15 protein-coding genes and 2 pseudogenes are annotated in these 16,170 nt (G+C 72.4%); 8 read left to right on the top strand and 9 right to left on the bottom strand.

Annotated elements, in window-relative coordinates; genetic code table 11:
* Position 1 precedes the first annotated feature (1 nt).
* On the bottom strand, positions 2-871 hold the full coding sequence (locus ACFT2C_RS14465; RefSeq protein WP_377207752.1) for a carbohydrate ABC transporter permease: 870 nt from the start codon (positions 869-871) through the stop codon (positions 2-4).
* 187 nt (positions 872-1,058) lie between these two features.
* Between ACFT2C_RS14465 and ACFT2C_RS14460 the strand changes: the two genes are divergently transcribed.
* Together ACFT2C_RS14460 and ACFT2C_RS14455 are read left to right on the top strand one after the other, a co-directional pair.
* Positions 1,059-2,138 carry a LacI family DNA-binding transcriptional regulator gene (locus ACFT2C_RS14460; protein ID WP_377207751.1) on the top strand — a complete coding sequence of 360 codons (1,080 nt, stop codon included), beginning with the start codon at positions 1,059-1,061 and terminating at the stop codon, positions 2,136-2,138.
* Between the two features lie 46 nt (positions 2,139-2,184).
* A pseudogene (locus ACFT2C_RS14455) lies at positions 2,185-2,889 on the top strand (hypothetical protein); the annotation flags it as partial.
* Between the two features lie 72 nt (positions 2,890-2,961).
* Here ACFT2C_RS14455 and ACFT2C_RS14450 read toward each other — a convergent pair.
* Genes ACFT2C_RS14450 through ACFT2C_RS14435 form a run of 4 tightly spaced genes read right to left on the bottom strand, consistent with a single transcriptional unit; the run spans position 2,962 to position 6,614 of the window.
* Positions 2,962-3,912: a sulfate/molybdate ABC transporter ATP-binding protein gene (locus tag ACFT2C_RS14450; protein ID WP_377207750.1), complete on the bottom strand. Its 951-nt coding sequence runs from the start codon at positions 3,910-3,912 to the stop codon at positions 2,962-2,964.
* A complete protein-coding gene (locus tag ACFT2C_RS14445) occupies positions 3,909-4,757 on the bottom strand; it encodes a sulfate ABC transporter permease subunit (protein WP_377207749.1) in 849 nt (282 codons plus the stop codon). The genes ACFT2C_RS14450 and ACFT2C_RS14445 overlap by 4 nt, the downstream gene beginning before the upstream one ends.
* Positions 4,750-5,589, bottom strand: coding sequence for a sulfate ABC transporter permease subunit CysT (gene cysT / locus ACFT2C_RS14440; RefSeq protein ID WP_377207748.1), 840 nt, complete (start codon positions 5,587-5,589; stop codon positions 4,750-4,752). The genes ACFT2C_RS14445 and cysT overlap by 8 nt, the downstream gene beginning before the upstream one ends.
* Positions 5,590-5,591: 2 nt before the next feature.
* Positions 5,592-6,614, bottom strand: a complete 1,023-nt coding sequence (locus ACFT2C_RS14435; protein ID WP_377207747.1) for an extracellular solute-binding protein — start codon at positions 6,612-6,614, stop codon at positions 5,592-5,594.
* A 137-nt stretch (positions 6,615-6,751) separates the two neighbouring features.
* Between ACFT2C_RS14435 and ACFT2C_RS14430 the strand changes: the two are divergent.
* A pseudogene (locus tag ACFT2C_RS14430) lies at positions 6,752-6,841 on the top strand (type I methionyl aminopeptidase); the annotation flags it as partial.
* Between the two features lie 15 nt (positions 6,842-6,856).
* On the opposite strand, the gene ACFT2C_RS14425 reads toward ACFT2C_RS14430, so the two are convergent.
* Together ACFT2C_RS14425 and ACFT2C_RS14420 are read right to left on the bottom strand one after the other, a co-directional pair.
* Entirely contained in the window at positions 6,857-8,470 is a 1,614-nt protein-coding gene (locus ACFT2C_RS14425; protein WP_377207746.1) for a glycerol-3-phosphate dehydrogenase/oxidase, read from the bottom strand.
* 73 nt (positions 8,471-8,543) lie between these two features.
* Entirely contained in the window at positions 8,544-9,161 is a 618-nt protein-coding gene (locus ACFT2C_RS14420) for a TetR/AcrR family transcriptional regulator (protein ID WP_377207745.1), read from the bottom strand.
* 61 nt (positions 9,162-9,222) lie between these two features.
* On the opposite strand from ACFT2C_RS14420, the gene ACFT2C_RS14415 reads away from it, so the two are divergent.
* Positions 9,223-10,836, top strand: a complete 1,614-nt coding sequence (locus ACFT2C_RS14415; RefSeq protein WP_377207744.1) for an FAD-binding oxidoreductase — start codon at positions 9,223-9,225, stop codon at positions 10,834-10,836.
* Positions 10,837-10,931: 95 nt separating this feature from the next.
* Complete coding sequence (locus tag ACFT2C_RS14410) at positions 10,932-11,849, top strand: diacylglycerol kinase (RefSeq protein ID WP_377207743.1); 918 nt, start codon at positions 10,932-10,934, stop codon at positions 11,847-11,849.
* A 70-nt stretch (positions 11,850-11,919) separates the two neighbouring features.
* Here ACFT2C_RS14410 and ACFT2C_RS14405 read toward each other — a convergent pair whose 3' ends face one another.
* Positions 11,920-12,168 carry a hypothetical protein gene (locus ACFT2C_RS14405; protein WP_377207742.1) on the bottom strand — a complete coding sequence of 83 codons (249 nt, stop codon included), beginning with the start codon at positions 12,166-12,168 and terminating at the stop codon, positions 11,920-11,922.
* Here ACFT2C_RS14405 and ACFT2C_RS14400 point away from each other — a divergent pair.
* Positions 12,167-12,409: a hypothetical protein gene (locus ACFT2C_RS14400; protein ID WP_377207741.1), complete on the top strand. Its 243-nt coding sequence runs from the start codon at positions 12,167-12,169 to the stop codon at positions 12,407-12,409. The two genes, ACFT2C_RS14405 and ACFT2C_RS14400, sit on opposite strands and share 2 nt — an antisense overlap.
* A gap of 9 nt (positions 12,410-12,418) precedes the next feature.
* On the opposite strand, the gene ACFT2C_RS14395 is transcribed toward ACFT2C_RS14400, so the two are convergent.
* Positions 12,419-13,177, bottom strand: coding sequence for an IclR family transcriptional regulator (locus ACFT2C_RS14395; protein WP_377207740.1), 759 nt, complete (start codon positions 13,175-13,177; stop codon positions 12,419-12,421).
* A gap of 318 nt (positions 13,178-13,495) precedes the next feature.
* Here ACFT2C_RS14395 and ACFT2C_RS14390 point away from each other — a divergent pair, with 318 nt between their 5' ends.
* Positions 13,496-14,761 carry a cytochrome P450 gene (locus tag ACFT2C_RS14390; protein ID WP_377207739.1) on the top strand — a complete coding sequence of 422 codons (1,266 nt, stop codon included), beginning with the start codon at positions 13,496-13,498 and terminating at the stop codon, positions 14,759-14,761.
* Between the two features lie 102 nt (positions 14,762-14,863).
* The coding region (locus ACFT2C_RS14385) for a Re/Si-specific NAD(P)(+) transhydrogenase subunit alpha (RefSeq protein ID WP_377207738.1) at positions 14,864-16,170 on the top strand (1,307 nt) is incomplete at its 3' end.

The raw sequence follows: 16,170 nt of genomic DNA, 5'->3' as shown, positions 1-16,170 counted from the left end.
CTCAGGCCTCCTTGCGCATGCCGCGCAGCTGCACCACGTAGGCCACGAGCATCGTGAGCACGCCCATGATGATCGCCACCGTGGCCGAGTAGTTGTACTGCTGCCCGGAGAAGGACAGCGAGTAGGCGTACAGGTTGGGGGTGTAGTGCGTCGAGATGTAGTTCGGCGACAGCGACTGCAGGATGCTCGGCTCGTTGAAGAGCTGGAACGAGCCGATGATCGAGAAGATCGTCGCCACGACCAGCGCGCCCCGGATCGCCGGCAGCTTGATCGCGGAGATCACCCGCCACGGGCCCGCGCCGTCGATCTCGGCGGCCTCGTAGAGCGAGGCCGGCACGACGCGCAGGGCCGAGTAGAAGATCAGCATGTTGTAGCCGACGAACTCCCAGGTCACGACGTTGCCGATCGCGGGGAGCACGAGGGCGGACGCGAGCGGGTCGGGGATGCTGGTGCCGAGCAGGTCGTTGACGTTGCCGACCAGGCCGAACCGCTCCCCGTACATGAAGCCCCACATCAGCGCGGCGACGACGCCGGGCACCGCGTACGGGAGGAAGATCGCCAGGCGGAAGAAGTCGCGCCCGTACAAGCGGCCGCTGTCGATCGCCAGGGCGACCAGCAGCGAGATCCCGAGCATCACGGGCACCTGGACCACGAGGAACAGGGTCACGCGGCCGACGCCGTCCCAGAACTGGGGGTCGCCGAGCGCCCGCGCGTAGTTGTCGAACCCGACGAACGACGTGCCGCCGACGAGCTTCGTCTGGAACAGGCTCAGGTAGAGCGAGTACACGATCGGCGCGAGGAAGACCAGCGCGAACACGATCATGAAGGGGCCGACGAAGCCCCATCCGGTCCAGCGGGAGCTGTGTCGCATCCGTCGTATGGTCCTGTGCACTGCCGGCGGCGATGCGAGCGTGGTCAAGGGAAGTTGCTCCTTCACGGGTGGGGTCAGCATGTCGTCGTGTTGACGTAAACATGGTGACTCGGACTAGGGTGCTGGTGAGTCACCCGGAGTGTCAAGCGCGCACCGGTGCGAGGCGCATCACGAGGAGGTGGATGGCGTGGAGGGCAGAGGTCCGTCCCTGGTGGACGTCGCGGCGCTAGCCGGGGTGTCGACCCAGACGGTTTCGCGGGTGTCGATGGGTCTGGACAACGTGCGTCCGAAGACCCGCGACAAGGTGCTCGCGGCGATGGCGGAGCTGGGTTACGCGCCCAACACCGCGGCGCGCGCGCTGCGGTACGGCAGCTTCCGGACGATCGGGGTGATCGCGCACCGGCTGGCCCGGACCGGCGAGTCCCGGACGGTCGAGGCGGTGGTCGAGGCGGCACGCGCCGAGGGCTACACGGTGACACTGATCGACGTCGAGAACCCGACGTCCGACGTCGTCTCGGCCGCGGCGAACCGCCTGTCGCACCAGGCGATCGACGGCCTGGTGATCATCCGGGCCGAGACGGCGACGCCGGCCACCCTGGCGCTGCCGCCGCGGCTGCCCGTGGTGGTCTCCGACTCGCGGTTCGTGGGCCACCACCCCGCCGTCGGCGCGGACCAGGCCGACGGCGCCCGCCGCGCCACGCAGCACCTCCTGGACCTGGGGCACAGCACGGTGCACCACGTCGCAGGGCCGGCCGACTCGGCGCCCGCGCAGCTGCGGGCCGAGGCCTGGCGGGCCACGCTCGGCGCGGCGGGCAGCCCCGTCCCCGAGATCGTGGTGGGGGACTGGTCGGCGGCCTCGGGATACGACGCCGGACGCCGGCTCGCCGCCGACCCGGACGTCACCGCGGTGTTCTGCGCCAACGACGAGATGGCGGCCGGGGTGCTCCGGGCCCTGCACGAGGCCGGGCGCGCCGTGCCGGGCGACGTCTCGGTGGTCGGGTTCGACGACATCCTGCTGGCCGGGTACCTCTGGCCGCCGCTGACGACGGTGGTGCAGGACTTCGACGAGATCGGCCGGCGGCTCGTGGCCCGGCTGCTGGAGCAGGTCCGGGCCGGGGGCGGCGTGAACGCCGCCGAGGTGAGCCTGGCCGAGACCAGCGCTGACGAGGCGGAGGGCGACGAGGACGACGAGGACGACCTCCACGAGGTGGTCCCGGTCGAGCTCAAAGTCCGGCAGAGCACGGCCCCGCCCCGACCGCCGGCGTAGCGGGGCGTACCAAGATCGTTACGCACAGCCCCTGCTGGACACATTTATGGTACCGAACATTCACCCTGAAACCCGTAGGATCGGCTCGATGGCGCAATCAGAGGGCAGGTGTGCAACGCGCGTGGAGTCACAGTCAGCCGAGGCCCTGCTCGACCCGTCGACCCGTCCCACGTGGCGCAGCTCCGTGATCGCGGCGGTCATCGCTGCCCTGGTGTTCGCGCTCTGCATCTGGCAGGTCGTCGTCCGCGGCCCGTTCATCGCCTGGGACTGGCAGTTCCACTACTACGTGGACTCCCACCACCCCGTGGGGTGGGAGAAGACCTTCCTCGACATCGTCGCCAGCATCACCGGCGAGCGCATGTTCACCATCCCGATGGTGGGCGGCACCGCCCTCTACGTGGCGCGACGACAGGGCGGCCCCGGCTCGCTGTGGAACCTCGGCACGCGGCGGCCGGTGCTGGCCGTGGTGGCGGGCCTCGCGACCATCGCGGCGATCGGCTACGCCACCAAGTTCGGCCTCGGGCGCACCGGCCCGCATCACAACATGGACGTGCTGCACGCCGGCGGCCAGGCGTTCCCCTCGGGGCACGCGGCGAACACGTTCTTCACCGGCTTCTTCATCCTCTGCCTGCTGTTCACCCAGAACGGGCTCCATCCGAGCGTCGCCCGGCTGCGCACGATGATCCCGGTCATCGCGACGATCGTGATCATCGCGGGCGCGCTCATGTCGTGGCTCGACTACCACTGGCTGAGCGACATCCCCGGCGGCTGGCTGCTCGGGTTCATCGCCTGCATGGTCGCGCTGTCGGTGCTGCGCGCCCCGCTACGAACGGTCGGCCGGCGTCAGCCAGACCTTGGTCCCGGCGACGAGGTCCCGGGCGTGCCCGCGGGTCAGGGTGACCTGGACCGGACGCGCGGCGGGCGCGCCGCCGTCGGGCAGGACGGTCAGCCGGACCTCGAACCCGACCCGTAGGACCCGGGCGACGCTGCCGACGACGGCGCCGGGTACGGCCTCCCGGTGCACGTCGATGTCGTGCGGGCGGACGAGCTGCCCGTCGAGCTCGGTGACCGGCCCGAGGAACCCGGCGACGAAGTCGTTGGCGGGCTCGTCGTACAGCTCGTCGGGGGTGCCGATCTGCTCGATCCGGCCCTGGTTGATCACCACGATCTTGTCGGCGACCTCGAGGGCCTCCTCCTGGTCGTGGGTGACGAAGACCGTGGTGACGTGCACGTCGTCGTGCAGCCGGCGCAGCCAGTCGCGCAGCTCCTTGCGGACCTTGGCGTCCAGGGCGCCGAACGGCTCGTCGAGCAGCAGCACCTTCGGCTCCACGGCCAGGGCACGGGCGAGCGCCATGCGCTGGCGCTGGCCGCCGGACAGCTGCGCGGGCAGCCGGTCGGCGAACTGCGACAGGTGCACCAGCTCGAGGAGCTCGGCGACCCGCTCCTTGATCTCCGCCTTGGGCCGGTTGCGGATCTCCAGGCCGAAGGCGACGTTGCGCGCCACCGTGAGGTGCTTGAAGACCGCGTAGTGCTGGAAGACGAAGCCGACGTTGCGCTTCTGCGCGGGCAGGTGCGTCGCCTCGGTGCCCTCGATCTCGACGGTGCCGGAGTCGGCGGACTCCAGCCCCGCGACGATGCGCAGCAGCGTGGACTTCCCGCCGCCGCTGGGGCCGAGCAGCGCGGTCAGCTGACCGGTGGGGATGCTCAGGTCGATGTCTTCGAGCGCGGTGAAGTCGCCGTAGTGCTTGGCGACGCCGCGGATCTCGATGCTCATTTCGTTCCTTCTGGCTTGCGGATCAGGTTCACGACGACGATCGCGAGGACGGCGGCCACCACGAGCACGAAGGCCGCGGCGTACGCCGTCGACTCGTCGAAGTTCCCGTAGCGGTTCTGGATGAGAAGGGTCGCCGTCTCGCCGTTGAAGGCCGCGCCCTGGCTGACGACCTTGACTGCGCCGAACTCGCCCAGCGAGCGGGCAATGCTCAGGACGACGCCGTAGAGCACGGCCGACCTGATGCTCGGCACGGTGATGCGCCAGAAGGTCTGCCACGCCGAGGCGCCGAGGCTGAGAGCGGCCTGCTCGGCCTCCGTTCCGATCTCCTCGAGCACCGGCACCACCTCGCGGATCACGAAGGGCAGGCTGATGAACGCCGTCGCCATGATGAGGCCCGGCGTGGAGAAGATGATCGGGATGCCGACCGAGGCCAGGGCCTCGCCGAACCAGCCCGACCCGGTGCTGTAGGCCAGGACGAGCGCAAGGCCGACCACGACCGGCGAGACCGACATCGGCAGGTCGACCAGCACGGACAGGACGCGCCGGCCGGGGAACCGGTAGCGCACCAGCAGCAGGGAGACCCCGACGCCGAACACCGTGTTGATCAGGACCGCCCAGAAGGTGATGGTCGCGGTGAGGCTGAACGCGTACACCACGGCAGGGTCCGAGAGCCGGGCGACGAAGGCGCCGAAGCCGCCCTCCTGGCCGTTCACCGGCGCGAACGTGCGCTGGACGACCACGGAGACCGGCCAGACCACGAGCACGAACACGTAGGCGATCACGACGAAGCGCAGCACGCGGGTGACCGGCCCGCGCTGGGTCCGGGTGCGGTTCTGGTCAGCCACGGCGGGCCACCCTCCGGGAGATCAGGTCGAGCGCGACGATGACGACGACGGCCACCAGCAGGAGCAGGGTCGCCACGGCAGCCGCCTGCGCCTGGTTGTCACCCTCGATGAACTTGAGGATCTTGAGCGAGGCGACCTCGGTCTCGTACGGCGTGTTGCCGGAGATCAGCACGAGGGAGCCGAACTCGCTGATCGCGCGGGCGAACGCCAGCGAGGCGCCGGCGGTGATCGCGGGCAGGAGGCTGGGCAGGATGATCCGGCGGAAGGTCGTCAGCCGCCCGGCGCCCAGGGACGCGGCGGCCTCCTCCGCGTCGACGTCGAGCTCGAGCAGCACGGGCTGCACCGTGCGGACCACGAAGGGCAGCGTCACGAAGGCCAGCGCGAGGAAGATTCCCTGCCGGGTGTTGACGAGGTTGATCCCGACCGGGCTGTTGGGTCCGTACAGGCTGAGCAGCACCAGGCCGGCCACGATCGTCGGCAGGGCGAACGGGATGTCGATCACGACGTCCAGGACCCGTTTGCCGGGGAACTCGTCGCGGACGAGCACCCAGGCGATGAGCGTGCCGATGACGACGTTGAGCGCCGTGACCCCGAACGCCTCGAGGACGGTTAGCCGGAGCGCGGCGAACGTCTGCGGATCGGTGAGGGCCGCCCAGAACGTACCGACACCGCCCTCCAGGGCGGCGACGACGACGGCGATCAGCGGGATCAGCACGAGGATGCTGAGCCAGAGCACCGCGACACCGAGCCCCAGGCCCGATGCCGCGGTGAGGGTGCTGGCCGGACGGGACCGGCGCGTGCGCGCCGGTCCCGTCACGGTCGGGGCGGCCACGGTCACTTCTGGGTGGCCTCGTCGTAGAGCTGGGAGAACAGGGCGCCGTCGTCGAACCACTTGGCGTTGATCTCGGACCAGCCGCCGAGGTCCTCGACGGTGCCGAGGTTGGTCGGGGTGGGGAACGGGTCGGCCGGGTCGTTCGCGCCCTCGACCTCGACGTCGTCCAGACCGTCGATGACGGGCCGGAAGCCCTTCTTCACGAACTCCGTCTGGCCCTCCTTGCTCAGGACGAAGTCCAGCCACGGCTTGGCGGCCGGGGTGGCGTCCTTGAGGACGGCGCCCGGGTTCTCGATCAGGAACGTGTCGTCCGGCACGATGTAGTCATACGCCTTGCCGCTCTGGCGCGCCAGGATCGCCTCGTTCTCGTAGGTGATCAGCACGTCGCCCACGCCCTTGTCGAACGCCTCGGTCGCCTCGCGGCCGCTGCCGGCCCACTGCGAGACGTTCCCGAAGAGCTTGGTCAGGTAGTCGAGCGCCTCGTCCTCCGACTTGCCCTCGGCGATCGCCTGGCTGTAGGCCGCCAGGACGTTCCACTTGGCGGAGCCGGAGCTGGCAGGGTCGGCGGTGATCACCTTGACGTCGTCGCGGGCCAGGTCGTCCCAGCCCTTGATGCCCTTGGGGTTGCCCTCGGGGACCACCAGCACGACGACGGAGTCCGAGACGATGCCCTTGGTCGGGCCCGCGTTCCAGTCGTCCGCGACGAGGCCCGCGTCCACCAGACGGGTGATGTCCGGCTCGAGCGAGAAGTGCACGTAGTCGGCGTCGGCTCCGGCCTCGACCTTGCGGCTCTGGTCGCCCGAGGCGCCGTACGAGCCGGAGAACGTGACGCCCTTCCCGGCCTCGGTCTCCTGGAACTTGGCGGCGATGGCCTGGTTGGCCGCCTCGGGGACGGCGAACCCGACGATGTTGATGACCTCGCCGCCGCCGCCCGTGCCGCCGGATGCGCTGGTGCAGGCGGTGGTGAGCATCAGGAGCGCAGCGGTACCCGCAGCGAGATAAGCCGTCGGCTTGAGCTTCTTCATGGTGATGCCTCTCTTCACCCCGCCGAGTCGCGGGCAACTTCCCCCTGCAGTGAGAGCAAAGTAAAGCAGACGAGTTCGATCGGGAAAGTCGGCCAACATGTGGGACGTTTTTCGCCTCCCAGGCGACGCCTTCGCGGTACCCGATCAACACCGAGCTCGGCGGGCACGGCATCGGATCGACGGTGCACCAGGACCCGCACGTCCCGAACACCGGGCGGCCCGGCCGTTCAGAGCCTTGCGGATCAGAGGCGGGCGAGGGCTTCCGCGACCAGTTCCTGCACGACGTCGTGGACCGCCGCGCGGTCGGCGGGCACCAGGCCGATGCGGGTGCGGCGGTCCAGCACGTCGTCCGCGTCCAGCGCGCCCTCGTGCGTCACGGCCCACTCGATCTCCGCGCGCGTGATGTCCAGGTGCCCGGCGTCCGCGATGCCCTGCCCGACGGCGGCCGCGGAGCCCGGCAGCGTCGCAGCGGCCAGCACCTGAGCGGCTTCGGTGCCGTACCGGGCGACGAGCGGGCTCCCGCCCTCGCCGGTCGAGCCTGTCGAGACCCTGGCGGCCGACGGGGTCTCGACGGGCTCGACCAGCGGGGAGGCGCCCAGCGGAGGTGCCCCGACCAGCGGCAGGTCGGTCGTCCAGCACGGGCCGGCGGTGAGCCCGGCGTGCTCGACGGCCAGGTCCACCGCGTCCTCGGCCATGGCCCGGTACGTGGTCAGCTTGCCGCCCAGCACGTTCACCGCGCCGGTCGACGGCGACACCGCCACCAGGTGCTTGCGCGAGACGTCGGCGGACGCCTCGTCGCCCGACCCGGCCGAGTCCACGAGGGGGCGCAGCCCCGCGAAGGCGCCCACGACGTCGTCGGGCAGCAGGGGGCGGTCCAGCATGCCGGAGACGGTCGCCAGCAGGAACTCGATCTCGGGCCGCGTGGGCACGGGCACGTCGGGGACGGCGCCGGGCGCCTCCTCGTCGGTCAGGCCGATGACCACGCGCCCGAGCTGCGCCGGCAGCGCGAACACGTACCGCGAGCCGGAGCCCGGCACGGGCACCATGAGGGCGCCCGTCGGGTTGCCCAGCCGCGCGGCGGGCACCACCACGTGCGTGCCGCGGCTGGGCCGCAGCCGCACCGACGGGTCCACCGTCCCGGCCCACACGCCCGTGGCGTTCACGACCACGCGGGCCTGCACGGTCAGGCTCGCGCCGGTCAGCGCGTCCTGGAGCGTCGCGCCGTCCGCGCGCAGGTCGGTGGCCCGGACGCGGGTCAGGATCTTCGCCCCGCGTCCCGCCGCGGTGCGGGCCAGCGCGACGACGAGCCGGGCGTCGTCCACGAGCTGGCCGTCGTGCGCGATCCACGCGCCGTGCACGTGCTCGCGGGCCAGCGCCGGCACGAGCCGCGCGGCCTCGCCCCGCCGGGCGAGGCGCGGCGCGGGCAGCACCAGGGACGGCGTCCCGGCGTCGCGCCGCAGCAGGTCCCCGAGGCCGAGCCCGATGCCCGTTGTGATGCCCTGCCGGTGCCCCACGCCCGGGGTGAGCGGCAGCACCTGCGGCAGCGCCCGGACCAGGTGCGGCGCGGTGCGGGTCATCAGGACGTGCCGCTCTCGTGCGCTCTCGCGGGCCACGCCGACGTCGCCCGTGGCCAGGTACCGCAGGCCGCCGTGCACCAGCTTGGAGCTCCACCGGGACGTGCCCCACGCGAGGTCGCGCGCCTCGACCAGGGCCACGGACAGGCCGCGCGCGGCGGCGTCGAGCGCGACGCCCGTGCCGGTCACGCCGCCGCCGACCACGAGCAGGTCGAAGGACTCGGAAGCGAGCTCGTCGAGCTCGCGGGCGCGGCGTCGGGCGGTGAGGGCGGTGCGCTGCATCGGTCCTGCTTCCGGTGGGGGACGCCCCGGCGGGGGCGTCCGTCGGCGGACGCCGCGGGGCGGGCGGTCCGGGTCAGGGGCGGAGGTAGCCGTCGAGGGCGTGCGTCAGCTCGGTATGCAGGGCGTCGGCCTCGATCACCGTCGTGACGGTCTTGTGGGAGAGCACGGCGGACTGGGAGATGAGCAGGACCATGACCGCCAGGTCCGTGGCGGACCCGGCCCGGACCGTGCCGCCCCGCTGGGCGGCCAGGATGTTGGCGGCGAGCCACTCGAGAATGACCCGCTGCGACCGCCCGATCCGCTGGAACGCGTAGCGCGTGAAGACCTCGGGCTCGGTGTCCAGGAGGCGCCCGAACACGGGGTCGGCGTCAAACAGCTCGCCGAACCGGACCACCTTGTCGACGATGGCGGCGCGGTCGGCGGCCCGCGGGCCGACGGCGGTGATCACCTGCTGCATGCGGTGCGCGATGAGGGCCCGCAGGACGTCGTCGGCGGACTCCCAGCGGCGGTACACCGTGGGGCGGGAGACGCCGGCGGCCCGGGCGAGCTCCGTGACCGAGAGGCCGCGGGTGCCGCGGGTGGCGACGATCTCGGAGGCGGCGTCGAGCAGGCGGCGCTCGACGTGGTCGGCGCCGTCCTGGCCGCCCGACGGCGGGCTCTGGTCCTCGGCGGGTGCGTTACGGATTGTCATGATGTGTCAAACTGTAACGCGCGTCACCGCACGATCCGACCGCGACCCGACAGGAGGATCCGTGAGCACGCTGCCGGAGAACGAGCGCATCGACATGCGCTGGGACGGCTGGGGCGACCCGGCCAGGGCGCACGGGCTCCCGGGCGGCGTGAAGCTGCTGCTCACGGCCGTGCTCGGCCGCGTGCCGAAGGCGCCCCGCATCCCGCGCCTCGCCGACGTCAGGATCAGCACCCCGCCCCTGGCCGACGCCGACCTGGACGCGCTGGCCGAGGCGGTCGGCGAGGCACACGTCGATGCCGGCCACGACGTGCGCCTGCTGCACGCCGGCGGGAAGTCCACGCCGGACCTGCTGCGCCGCCGGGAGGCCGAGCAGGTGGCGCCGGGCGCCGTCGTGCTGCCAGGGACGGAGGGCGAGGTGGCGGCGGTGCTCGCCGTCGCGGGCGAGCGCGGCCTCGCGGTAGTGCCGTTCGGCGGTGGCACCGCCGTGACCGGCGGCCTGGCGCCCGACGCCGGGCCGCACCGGGGCGTGGTCAGCCTGGACCTGCGTCGGCTGACCGGGCTGGTCGCGTTCGACGACGTCGACCAGGAGGCGACCTTCCTGGCGGGCACGACGGCGCCCGCCGCCGAGACGCTCCTGGCGGAGCGGGGCTTCGAGCTGGGGCACTTTCCCCAGAGCTTCGAGTTCGCGACGCTCGGCGGGTTCGCCGCCATGCGCTCGTCCGGCCAGAGCTCCGCCGGGTACGGGCGGTTCGACGCCATGGTCACCGGCCTGCGGGCCGTGACGCCGACGGGCGCGCTCGACCTGGGCCGGGCGCCCGGCTCGGCGGCGGGCCCCGACCTGGTGCGGTGGTTCCTCGGCTCGGAGGGCACGTTCGGCGTGACCACCCGGCTGCGCCTGCGCGTGCATCCCGCCCCGGAGGCGCGGCTGTTCGACGCGTGGACCTTTCGCAGCTTCGCCGCGGGCGCGGACGCGCTGCGCCGCGTGGCGCAGCTCGGCACGGGGCCCACGGTGATCCGCCTGTCCGACGAGGAGGAGACCGCCGTCTCCCTGGCCCAGGTCGGCAGCATCGGCCGGGCGCTGACCAGGGGCTGCTCCGCCGTCGTGCTGCACGAGGGACCCGCCGACCTGACGCCGGCGCGCCGCGAGGCGACGACCCGGGTGCTGCGGGAGGCGGGCGGCGAGCAGGCCGACGCCAAGCTGGCCGCCGCCTGGGACCACGGCCGGTTCAAGGCGCCGTACCTGCGCGACGCGCTGCTCGCCCACGGCGTCTTTTGCGAGACGCTGGAGACGGCCACCACCTGGTCGAACCTGCACGCGCTGAAGGCGGCGGTCACCACGGCGCTGGCGCGCGGATTCGCCGAGGAGCGGGCGAAGAACCGGATCCTGTGCCACATCTCGCACGTGTACCCGACGGGCGCGTCGCTGTACTTCACGGTGATCGCCGGGCTCGGACCTGAGCCACTCGAGCCGTGGGGGCGCGTGAAGTCCCAGGTGAACGACACGATCATGGCGGCGGGCGGCACCATCAGCCACCACCACGGGGTCGGCACGGACCACGCGCCCTGGCTGGAGCACGAGATCGGCTCGGCCGGCATCCGCATGCTCCGGGCGGTCCAGGCCGAGCTGGACCCGGCCGGAATCATGAACCCGACCGCCCTGATCCCCCGCCCCTGACCTGGCTGTGGGCGCGATCGTTGTCACTACCAGCCCGTTTTAGGCGAAACGATCGCGTTCACAGCCAAGTCACGGTGGTCGGGTAGGTTTCGGGCATGACGGAGCAGTCAGGTGGGGGCGGGCACATCGCGGTGCTCGTGAACCCCGTCTCGGGGCGCGGTACCGGCGCCGACAGCGGGCAGGTCGCGATCGACCGGCTGCGGGCCCGGGGCGCCGACGTCCGGGTCTATCAGGGGAGCAGCGAGGCCGAGACGGTAGCGCTCGCCCGGCGGGCGGTCGACGAGGGCCCCGACGTGCTCGTCGTGGTGGGCGGCGACGGCACGGTCTCGTCGGTGCTGGCGCCCGTGCTGGAGTCCGGCGTCCCCTTGGCGGTGATCCCCGGCGGCACGGGCAACGACCTCGCGCGCGAGCACGGCATCCCCCTGGACGACGCCGCTGCCGCCGCCGACGTCGCGCTCGACGGCGCCCGCCGCCGCGTCGACACGGGCACCATCACCGCCGACGACGGCACGGTGCGCCACTTCGTCACGGTGCTGTGCGCGGGCCTGGACTCCCTGACCAACGAGCGCACCAACCGCATGACGTGGCCCACCGGCCCTGCGCGGTACCAGGTGGCCGTCTACCTGGAGTGGCTGCGGCTGCGGAAGTTCGGGTACCGGCTGCTCCCGACGGGCGCGCCGGCGCTGGAGCAGGACGGGTACATGCTCGCGATCGGGCTCACCAGGTACTACGGCGGCGGCGTGCCGATCTGCCCGGGCGCCGACCCCGCGGACGGGCTGCTCGACGTCACCCTGGTGCAGGCCGTCGGCCGGTTCAAGATCCTCGCGTTCGACCCGCTGATCAAGGCAGGTACGCATGTCGAGCGGCCGGAGGTCACGACGCTGCGGGCGTCCGCCGTCCGGCTGGAGGCACCGGCGGGGCTGGTGGCGTACGCCGACGGCGAGCTCGTGGGGCCGCTGCCGGTGACCGTCGAGGCGCACCGAGAGTCGCTGACGCTCTGCGTCCCGGCGTGACGTCCGAACTAATGCTGGCTGCGTGCGCCGGACGTCGGGAAGAGTTCGATCACGGCGTTGTGTACGACGATCAGACCGTCCGAGTGCGCCACTGTCCAGCCTCGTCCTCGTCCCTCGCTTCACGCAGAACATCGACGAGCGCTGTACCGTCGAGCGCTGCTCCATGTGCCCGGCGAGCATCTGCTTGCTTCGCTAGGGCGTCCATCGTCGGGCGATCGTCGAATCCCGCAAACTGGCGCGTCACGTAGGCGCGCAGACCGAATCGCTTCCGGTCTGAATCCTCACCATGTGCGTCATGGCCGTGCGGGTCGACTGTCATGCGAAGAGACTATCGCCCGCCCCTGACATCGCGCAGGACCGGCTGCGCGCCTGTTTGCCTCGAGCGGCCGGACGTCACGACACTACGCAGGTCCGAGATCCCCCTGGAGGCCCTGGCAGGTCTGGTCGCGTATGCGGACGGCGAGCGGGTCGGACCGTTGTTCGTGACGATCGAGGCGCGCCGTGAGGCGCCGACGCTCTGCGAGGGCGCGCACGTGCCCGCGGGCCGGCCGCCCGGTTGACCCGCCCGGTCAGATCGTCGTGAGGTCTCCCGCTACGAGGCTCAGCTCGCGGCGGGCCTGCTGCGGCACGACCTCGCCCGGGATGCTGAGCCCGACCGCCCAGGTGACCTCGCCGTCCTTGCGGGGGACGAGGTACGCGGCACAGGTGATGTCGTCGCGGAACTCGCCGTGCTCCTCGACCACGGAGTCGGGCCGCAGGCGGGCGAGCTGCGCGTCGAGCACCGCCAGGTCCGGGGTGGTGCGCGCGGTGAACTTGCGCATCCCGGCGTCGATCACGAGCTCGTGCCGCTCCCGACGGGAGACGCCGAGCAGCAGGGCCTTGCCGAGCGCAGTGGCGTGGGCGGACACGTCCAGCCCGCGCTCCAGGTCCTCGAGGTACGGCGAGCCGGGGGCCTCCGCGTAGTCGACGACGACCACGCGGCCGGCGCTGATGCGGCCCAGGTAGGCGCTGTAGCCGGTGCTCTGGGCGAGGTGGCTCAGCACCTCGCGCGTGCCGGCGCCGCGGCCGAGCGAGCCGAGCTGCTCGTAGAACCGGATGCTCACCTGCTCGCCGACGTCGTACGTGCCGTTCTTGAGCCGCGTCACGTAGCCCTCGTAGGCGAGCGTGCGCACCAGGTGGTAGGTGGTGGAGAGATTGAGGCCGCTGCGGCGGGCGATGGCCTTGACGGGAAGACCCGGGGAGCGTGTGACGACCTCGAGAACGCGGAGGGCGCGCGTGACGCTCTGCACGAGGTCGTCCGGGCGTTCCCGCTCGGCGTACAAAGTCACGTGCCCCCCTTGCTCGTCGGTGGTGCCGACAGTTATTTCGACCGTGGTACTGCGCGAATGGGTCTCGACAGGGTGGTTCGAGGGTGCAACAGTGTGTGTGCCCTCGCGGACATCGTAGCCACGGGTTGCGAAGAGGTCACGATACAGGGTGGCAACACGGGTAAGTTCACCCTGGGCGATCGAAGATGACTGCACAGATACGGCGGATGTATGAATTTACCTGAACTGGGTGATACCGGGCAAGCATCCACCGGGCTCTCGGCCCGTCGCCCGGCCCGGGACACCACCCCGAGAGGGCCTGACACGTTGCTCGACGACATGCGCAGCACGCAGGACCGTCCCTGGCCGGGCACCAGGCCTGTGCGGCTCGACAGCGTCACGAACCTGAGGCCGCTGGTGCAGGCGTCGGCGATGCCGGACCCGCGCGTGTTCTACGACGAGCTCGAGAGCGAGTGGGGCGAGGTCGCCCCCGTCGAGCTGGAGCCCGGGGTGCCCGCCTGGCTCGTCATGGGACAGCGGCTGGTCTACGACGTCATGCGCAACGAGCACGTCTTCGCGACCAACCCCCGGACGTGGAACGGGCACGAGCGCGGCGGCCTGCCCGCGACGTCGGGTCTGCGGCCGGTCTTCACGTCGCACCAGCGCTACGCCGCGAACCACACCGACGGTGCCCTGCGGCAGCGCCTGCGCGAGCCCCTCGACGACGCCTTCGAACAGCTCTCCGAGAGCATGACGGCGGCCAAGGTCCGCTCGTTCTGCAACCTCCTCATCGACCGCTTCGAGGACCGCGGCAGGGCGGACCTGATGCTGGAGTACGCGTCGGTGATCCCGTTCCTCGTGGTCGCCGACATGATCGGGTTCGACCCCGAGGACGGGCAGCGCCTGTTCGACCTGACCCGCCGGGTGGCGGGCGGCGGGACCGACGCCGCTCCCGCGGTGGCCGAGGTCGACCGGATGCTCGGCGACCTCGTGGCCCTCCGCCGGGAGCGCCCGCAGCGGGACCTCGCGAGCTCGCTGGTTGCGCACCCGAACATGCGTGACGACACCGAGGTGGTCCACACCCTGCTGGTCGTCGCCTACTCGGGGAACCTGACGCTGACGGCGTGGGTGGCGCAGACCCTGCTGCTCACGCTCACGGACTCGCGGTTCTCGGGGCGGCTGCACGGCGGCCGCCTCGACCTGGACAACGCCATGGACGAGGTGCTGTGGCGCTCCACCCCGACGATCAACACCCTGCCGCGGTTCGCGCGCCAGGACATCATGCTGGACGGCAAGCTCATCGCCGCCGGGGACCCGCTCGTCCTGGCGGTCCACGCTGCGAACACCGACCCGCGCATGGACACCGGCGACCCCTGGGACCACGTCGGCAGCCGGGCCCACGTGTCGTTCGGCACCGGCCCGCACGCGTGCCCGGCACCGCGCACGGCGCGCGTGATCGCGCGGATCGCGGTCGAGGTGATCCTGCGCCGGCTCGACGTCGTGCTCAGGATCCCGGCGTCCGACGTCACCTGGGACCAGTCGCTGTGGATCCGCCAGCCGGTGAGCCTCCCGGTCACGTTCCCGCCGTCTGTCGACTCGGCATAGGACGCCGCACAAAGCTCGGCACAGGGCTCGGCGCAGCGGCCGGGTAGTGCCCGGAGCGTGGGTGGCACGGGGTAGGTTGCGCACGTGAGCGAGGAGGGTCACATGCGCATCGGCATACCGGACGACGGCGGGCCGCTCGTGCCCGCCACCCCGACGACCACCGCCCGGCTGGTCGGCCTCGGCTACGACGTCGCCGTCGCGACAGGGGCCGGCGCGGGGGCGGGCTTCCCCGACGCGGCGTACGCGGCGGCGGGCGCTGTCGTCGTGCCCGACGCCGTGGCCTGGGCCGCCGACGTCGTGGCCGTCACCCGGGCGCCCGACTCGCTCGGCGAGCCCGGCCCGGCGGGGCTGCGGCCGGGCGCGCGAGGCCCGGACGGGCTACGGATCGGTGCGGTGCTGATCGCCCAGATCGCCCCCGCCGCCCGGCCGGAGCTGGTGCGCGCGCTCGCCAACCGCGGCGTCACCGCCCTCGCCCTGGACGCCGTGCCGCGCATCTCCCGGGCGCAGTCGCTCGACGTGCTGAGCGCGCTGTCTAACGTGGCGGGGTACCGGGCGGTCGTCGAGGCGGCGGCCGAGTTCGGCGGCATGTTCTCCGGCCAGGTCACGGCGGCCGGTACCACCCCGCCCGCGAACGTCTTCGTGATCGGCGCGGGCGTTGCCGGGCTCGCGGCCATCGGCGCGGCCGGCAGCCTCGGCGCGCAGGTGCGCGCCTTCGACGTCCGGCCCGAGGTCGCGGAGCAGATCGAGTCCATGGGCGCCACTGTGGTCCGGGCCGACGACGCCGCGCAGCAGGTCAGCGCCGACGGGTACGCCTCGGCGCTCACCGCGGACCAGGAGGCGGCGGCGCTGCGCGCGTACGGCGTCGAGACGGCGGCCGCCGACATCGTCATCACGACGGCGCTGGTGCGCGGGACGGCGCCCACCACGATCACCGCCGAGATGGTTGCGGCCATGCGGCCCGGCAGCGTGATCGTGGACCTCGCGGCGCCCGGCGGCGGCAACTGCGAGCTCACCGTGCCCGGCGCGCGGGTGGTCAGCGCGAACGGGGTGGTGGTCCTCGGGTACACCGACCTGCCCGACCGCATGCCGCGGCACACCTCCGAGCTGCTCGGCACGGCGGTCGCCAACCTGGTCCAGCTCGGCACGCCCGAGCGCGACGGTCGCCTCGTGCTCGACCCCGACGACGTCGTCGTGCGCGGCATGACGGTGGCCCGGGACGGCGAGGTGCTCTGGCCGCCGCCACCGGTGGCGGTGTCGTCGCCGGTGACGGCGCAGGCCGGGCCTGCGGTGGGCGGCGCCTCGCCGGGGGGGCGTGTGGTGGACACCCCCCGGTGTCGCCAACCACCCCCCCCCGGGGGGGGGGGGGGGCCAGCCGGGGGGGGCGCGCGCCCAGCTCCACCCGCCCTGAT

This window comes from Promicromonospora sp. NPDC057138 (genome assembly GCF_042670845.1).
Lineage (GTDB): Bacteria > Actinomycetota > Actinomycetes > Actinomycetales > Cellulomonadaceae > Promicromonospora.
This window is presented reverse-complemented; position numbering and strand designations above follow the sequence as displayed.

Excerpts from the sequence above, each read along its gene's own strand:
- ACFT2C_RS14465 (WP_377207752.1), bottom strand. The coding sequence starts at position 871 with ATGCGACACAGCTCCCGCTGGACCGGATGGGGCTTCGTCGGCCCCTTC.
- ACFT2C_RS14450 (WP_377207750.1), bottom strand. The coding sequence starts at position 3,912 with ATGAGCATCGAGATCCGCGGCGTCGCCAAGCACTACGGCGACTTCACC.
- ACFT2C_RS14435 (WP_377207747.1), bottom strand. The coding sequence starts at position 6,614 with ATGAAGAAGCTCAAGCCGACGGCTTATCTCGCTGCGGGTACCGCTGCG.
- ACFT2C_RS14425 (WP_377207746.1), bottom strand. The coding sequence starts at position 8,470 with ATGCAGCGCACCGCCCTCACCGCCCGACGCCGCGCCCGCGAGCTCGAC.
- ACFT2C_RS14420 (WP_377207745.1), bottom strand. The coding sequence starts at position 9,161 with ATGACAATCCGTAACGCACCCGCCGAGGACCAGAGCCCGCCGTCGGGC.
- ACFT2C_RS14410 (WP_377207743.1), top strand. The coding sequence starts at position 10,932 with ATGACGGAGCAGTCAGGTGGGGGCGGGCACATCGCGGTGCTCGTGAAC.
- ACFT2C_RS14400 (WP_377207741.1), top strand. The coding sequence starts at position 12,167 with ATGCGAAGAGACTATCGCCCGCCCCTGACATCGCGCAGGACCGGCTGC.
- ACFT2C_RS14405 (WP_377207742.1), bottom strand. The coding sequence starts at position 12,168 with ATGACAGTCGACCCGCACGGCCATGACGCACATGGTGAGGATTCAGAC.
- ACFT2C_RS14390 (WP_377207739.1), top strand. The coding sequence starts at position 13,496 with ATGCGCAGCACGCAGGACCGTCCCTGGCCGGGCACCAGGCCTGTGCGG.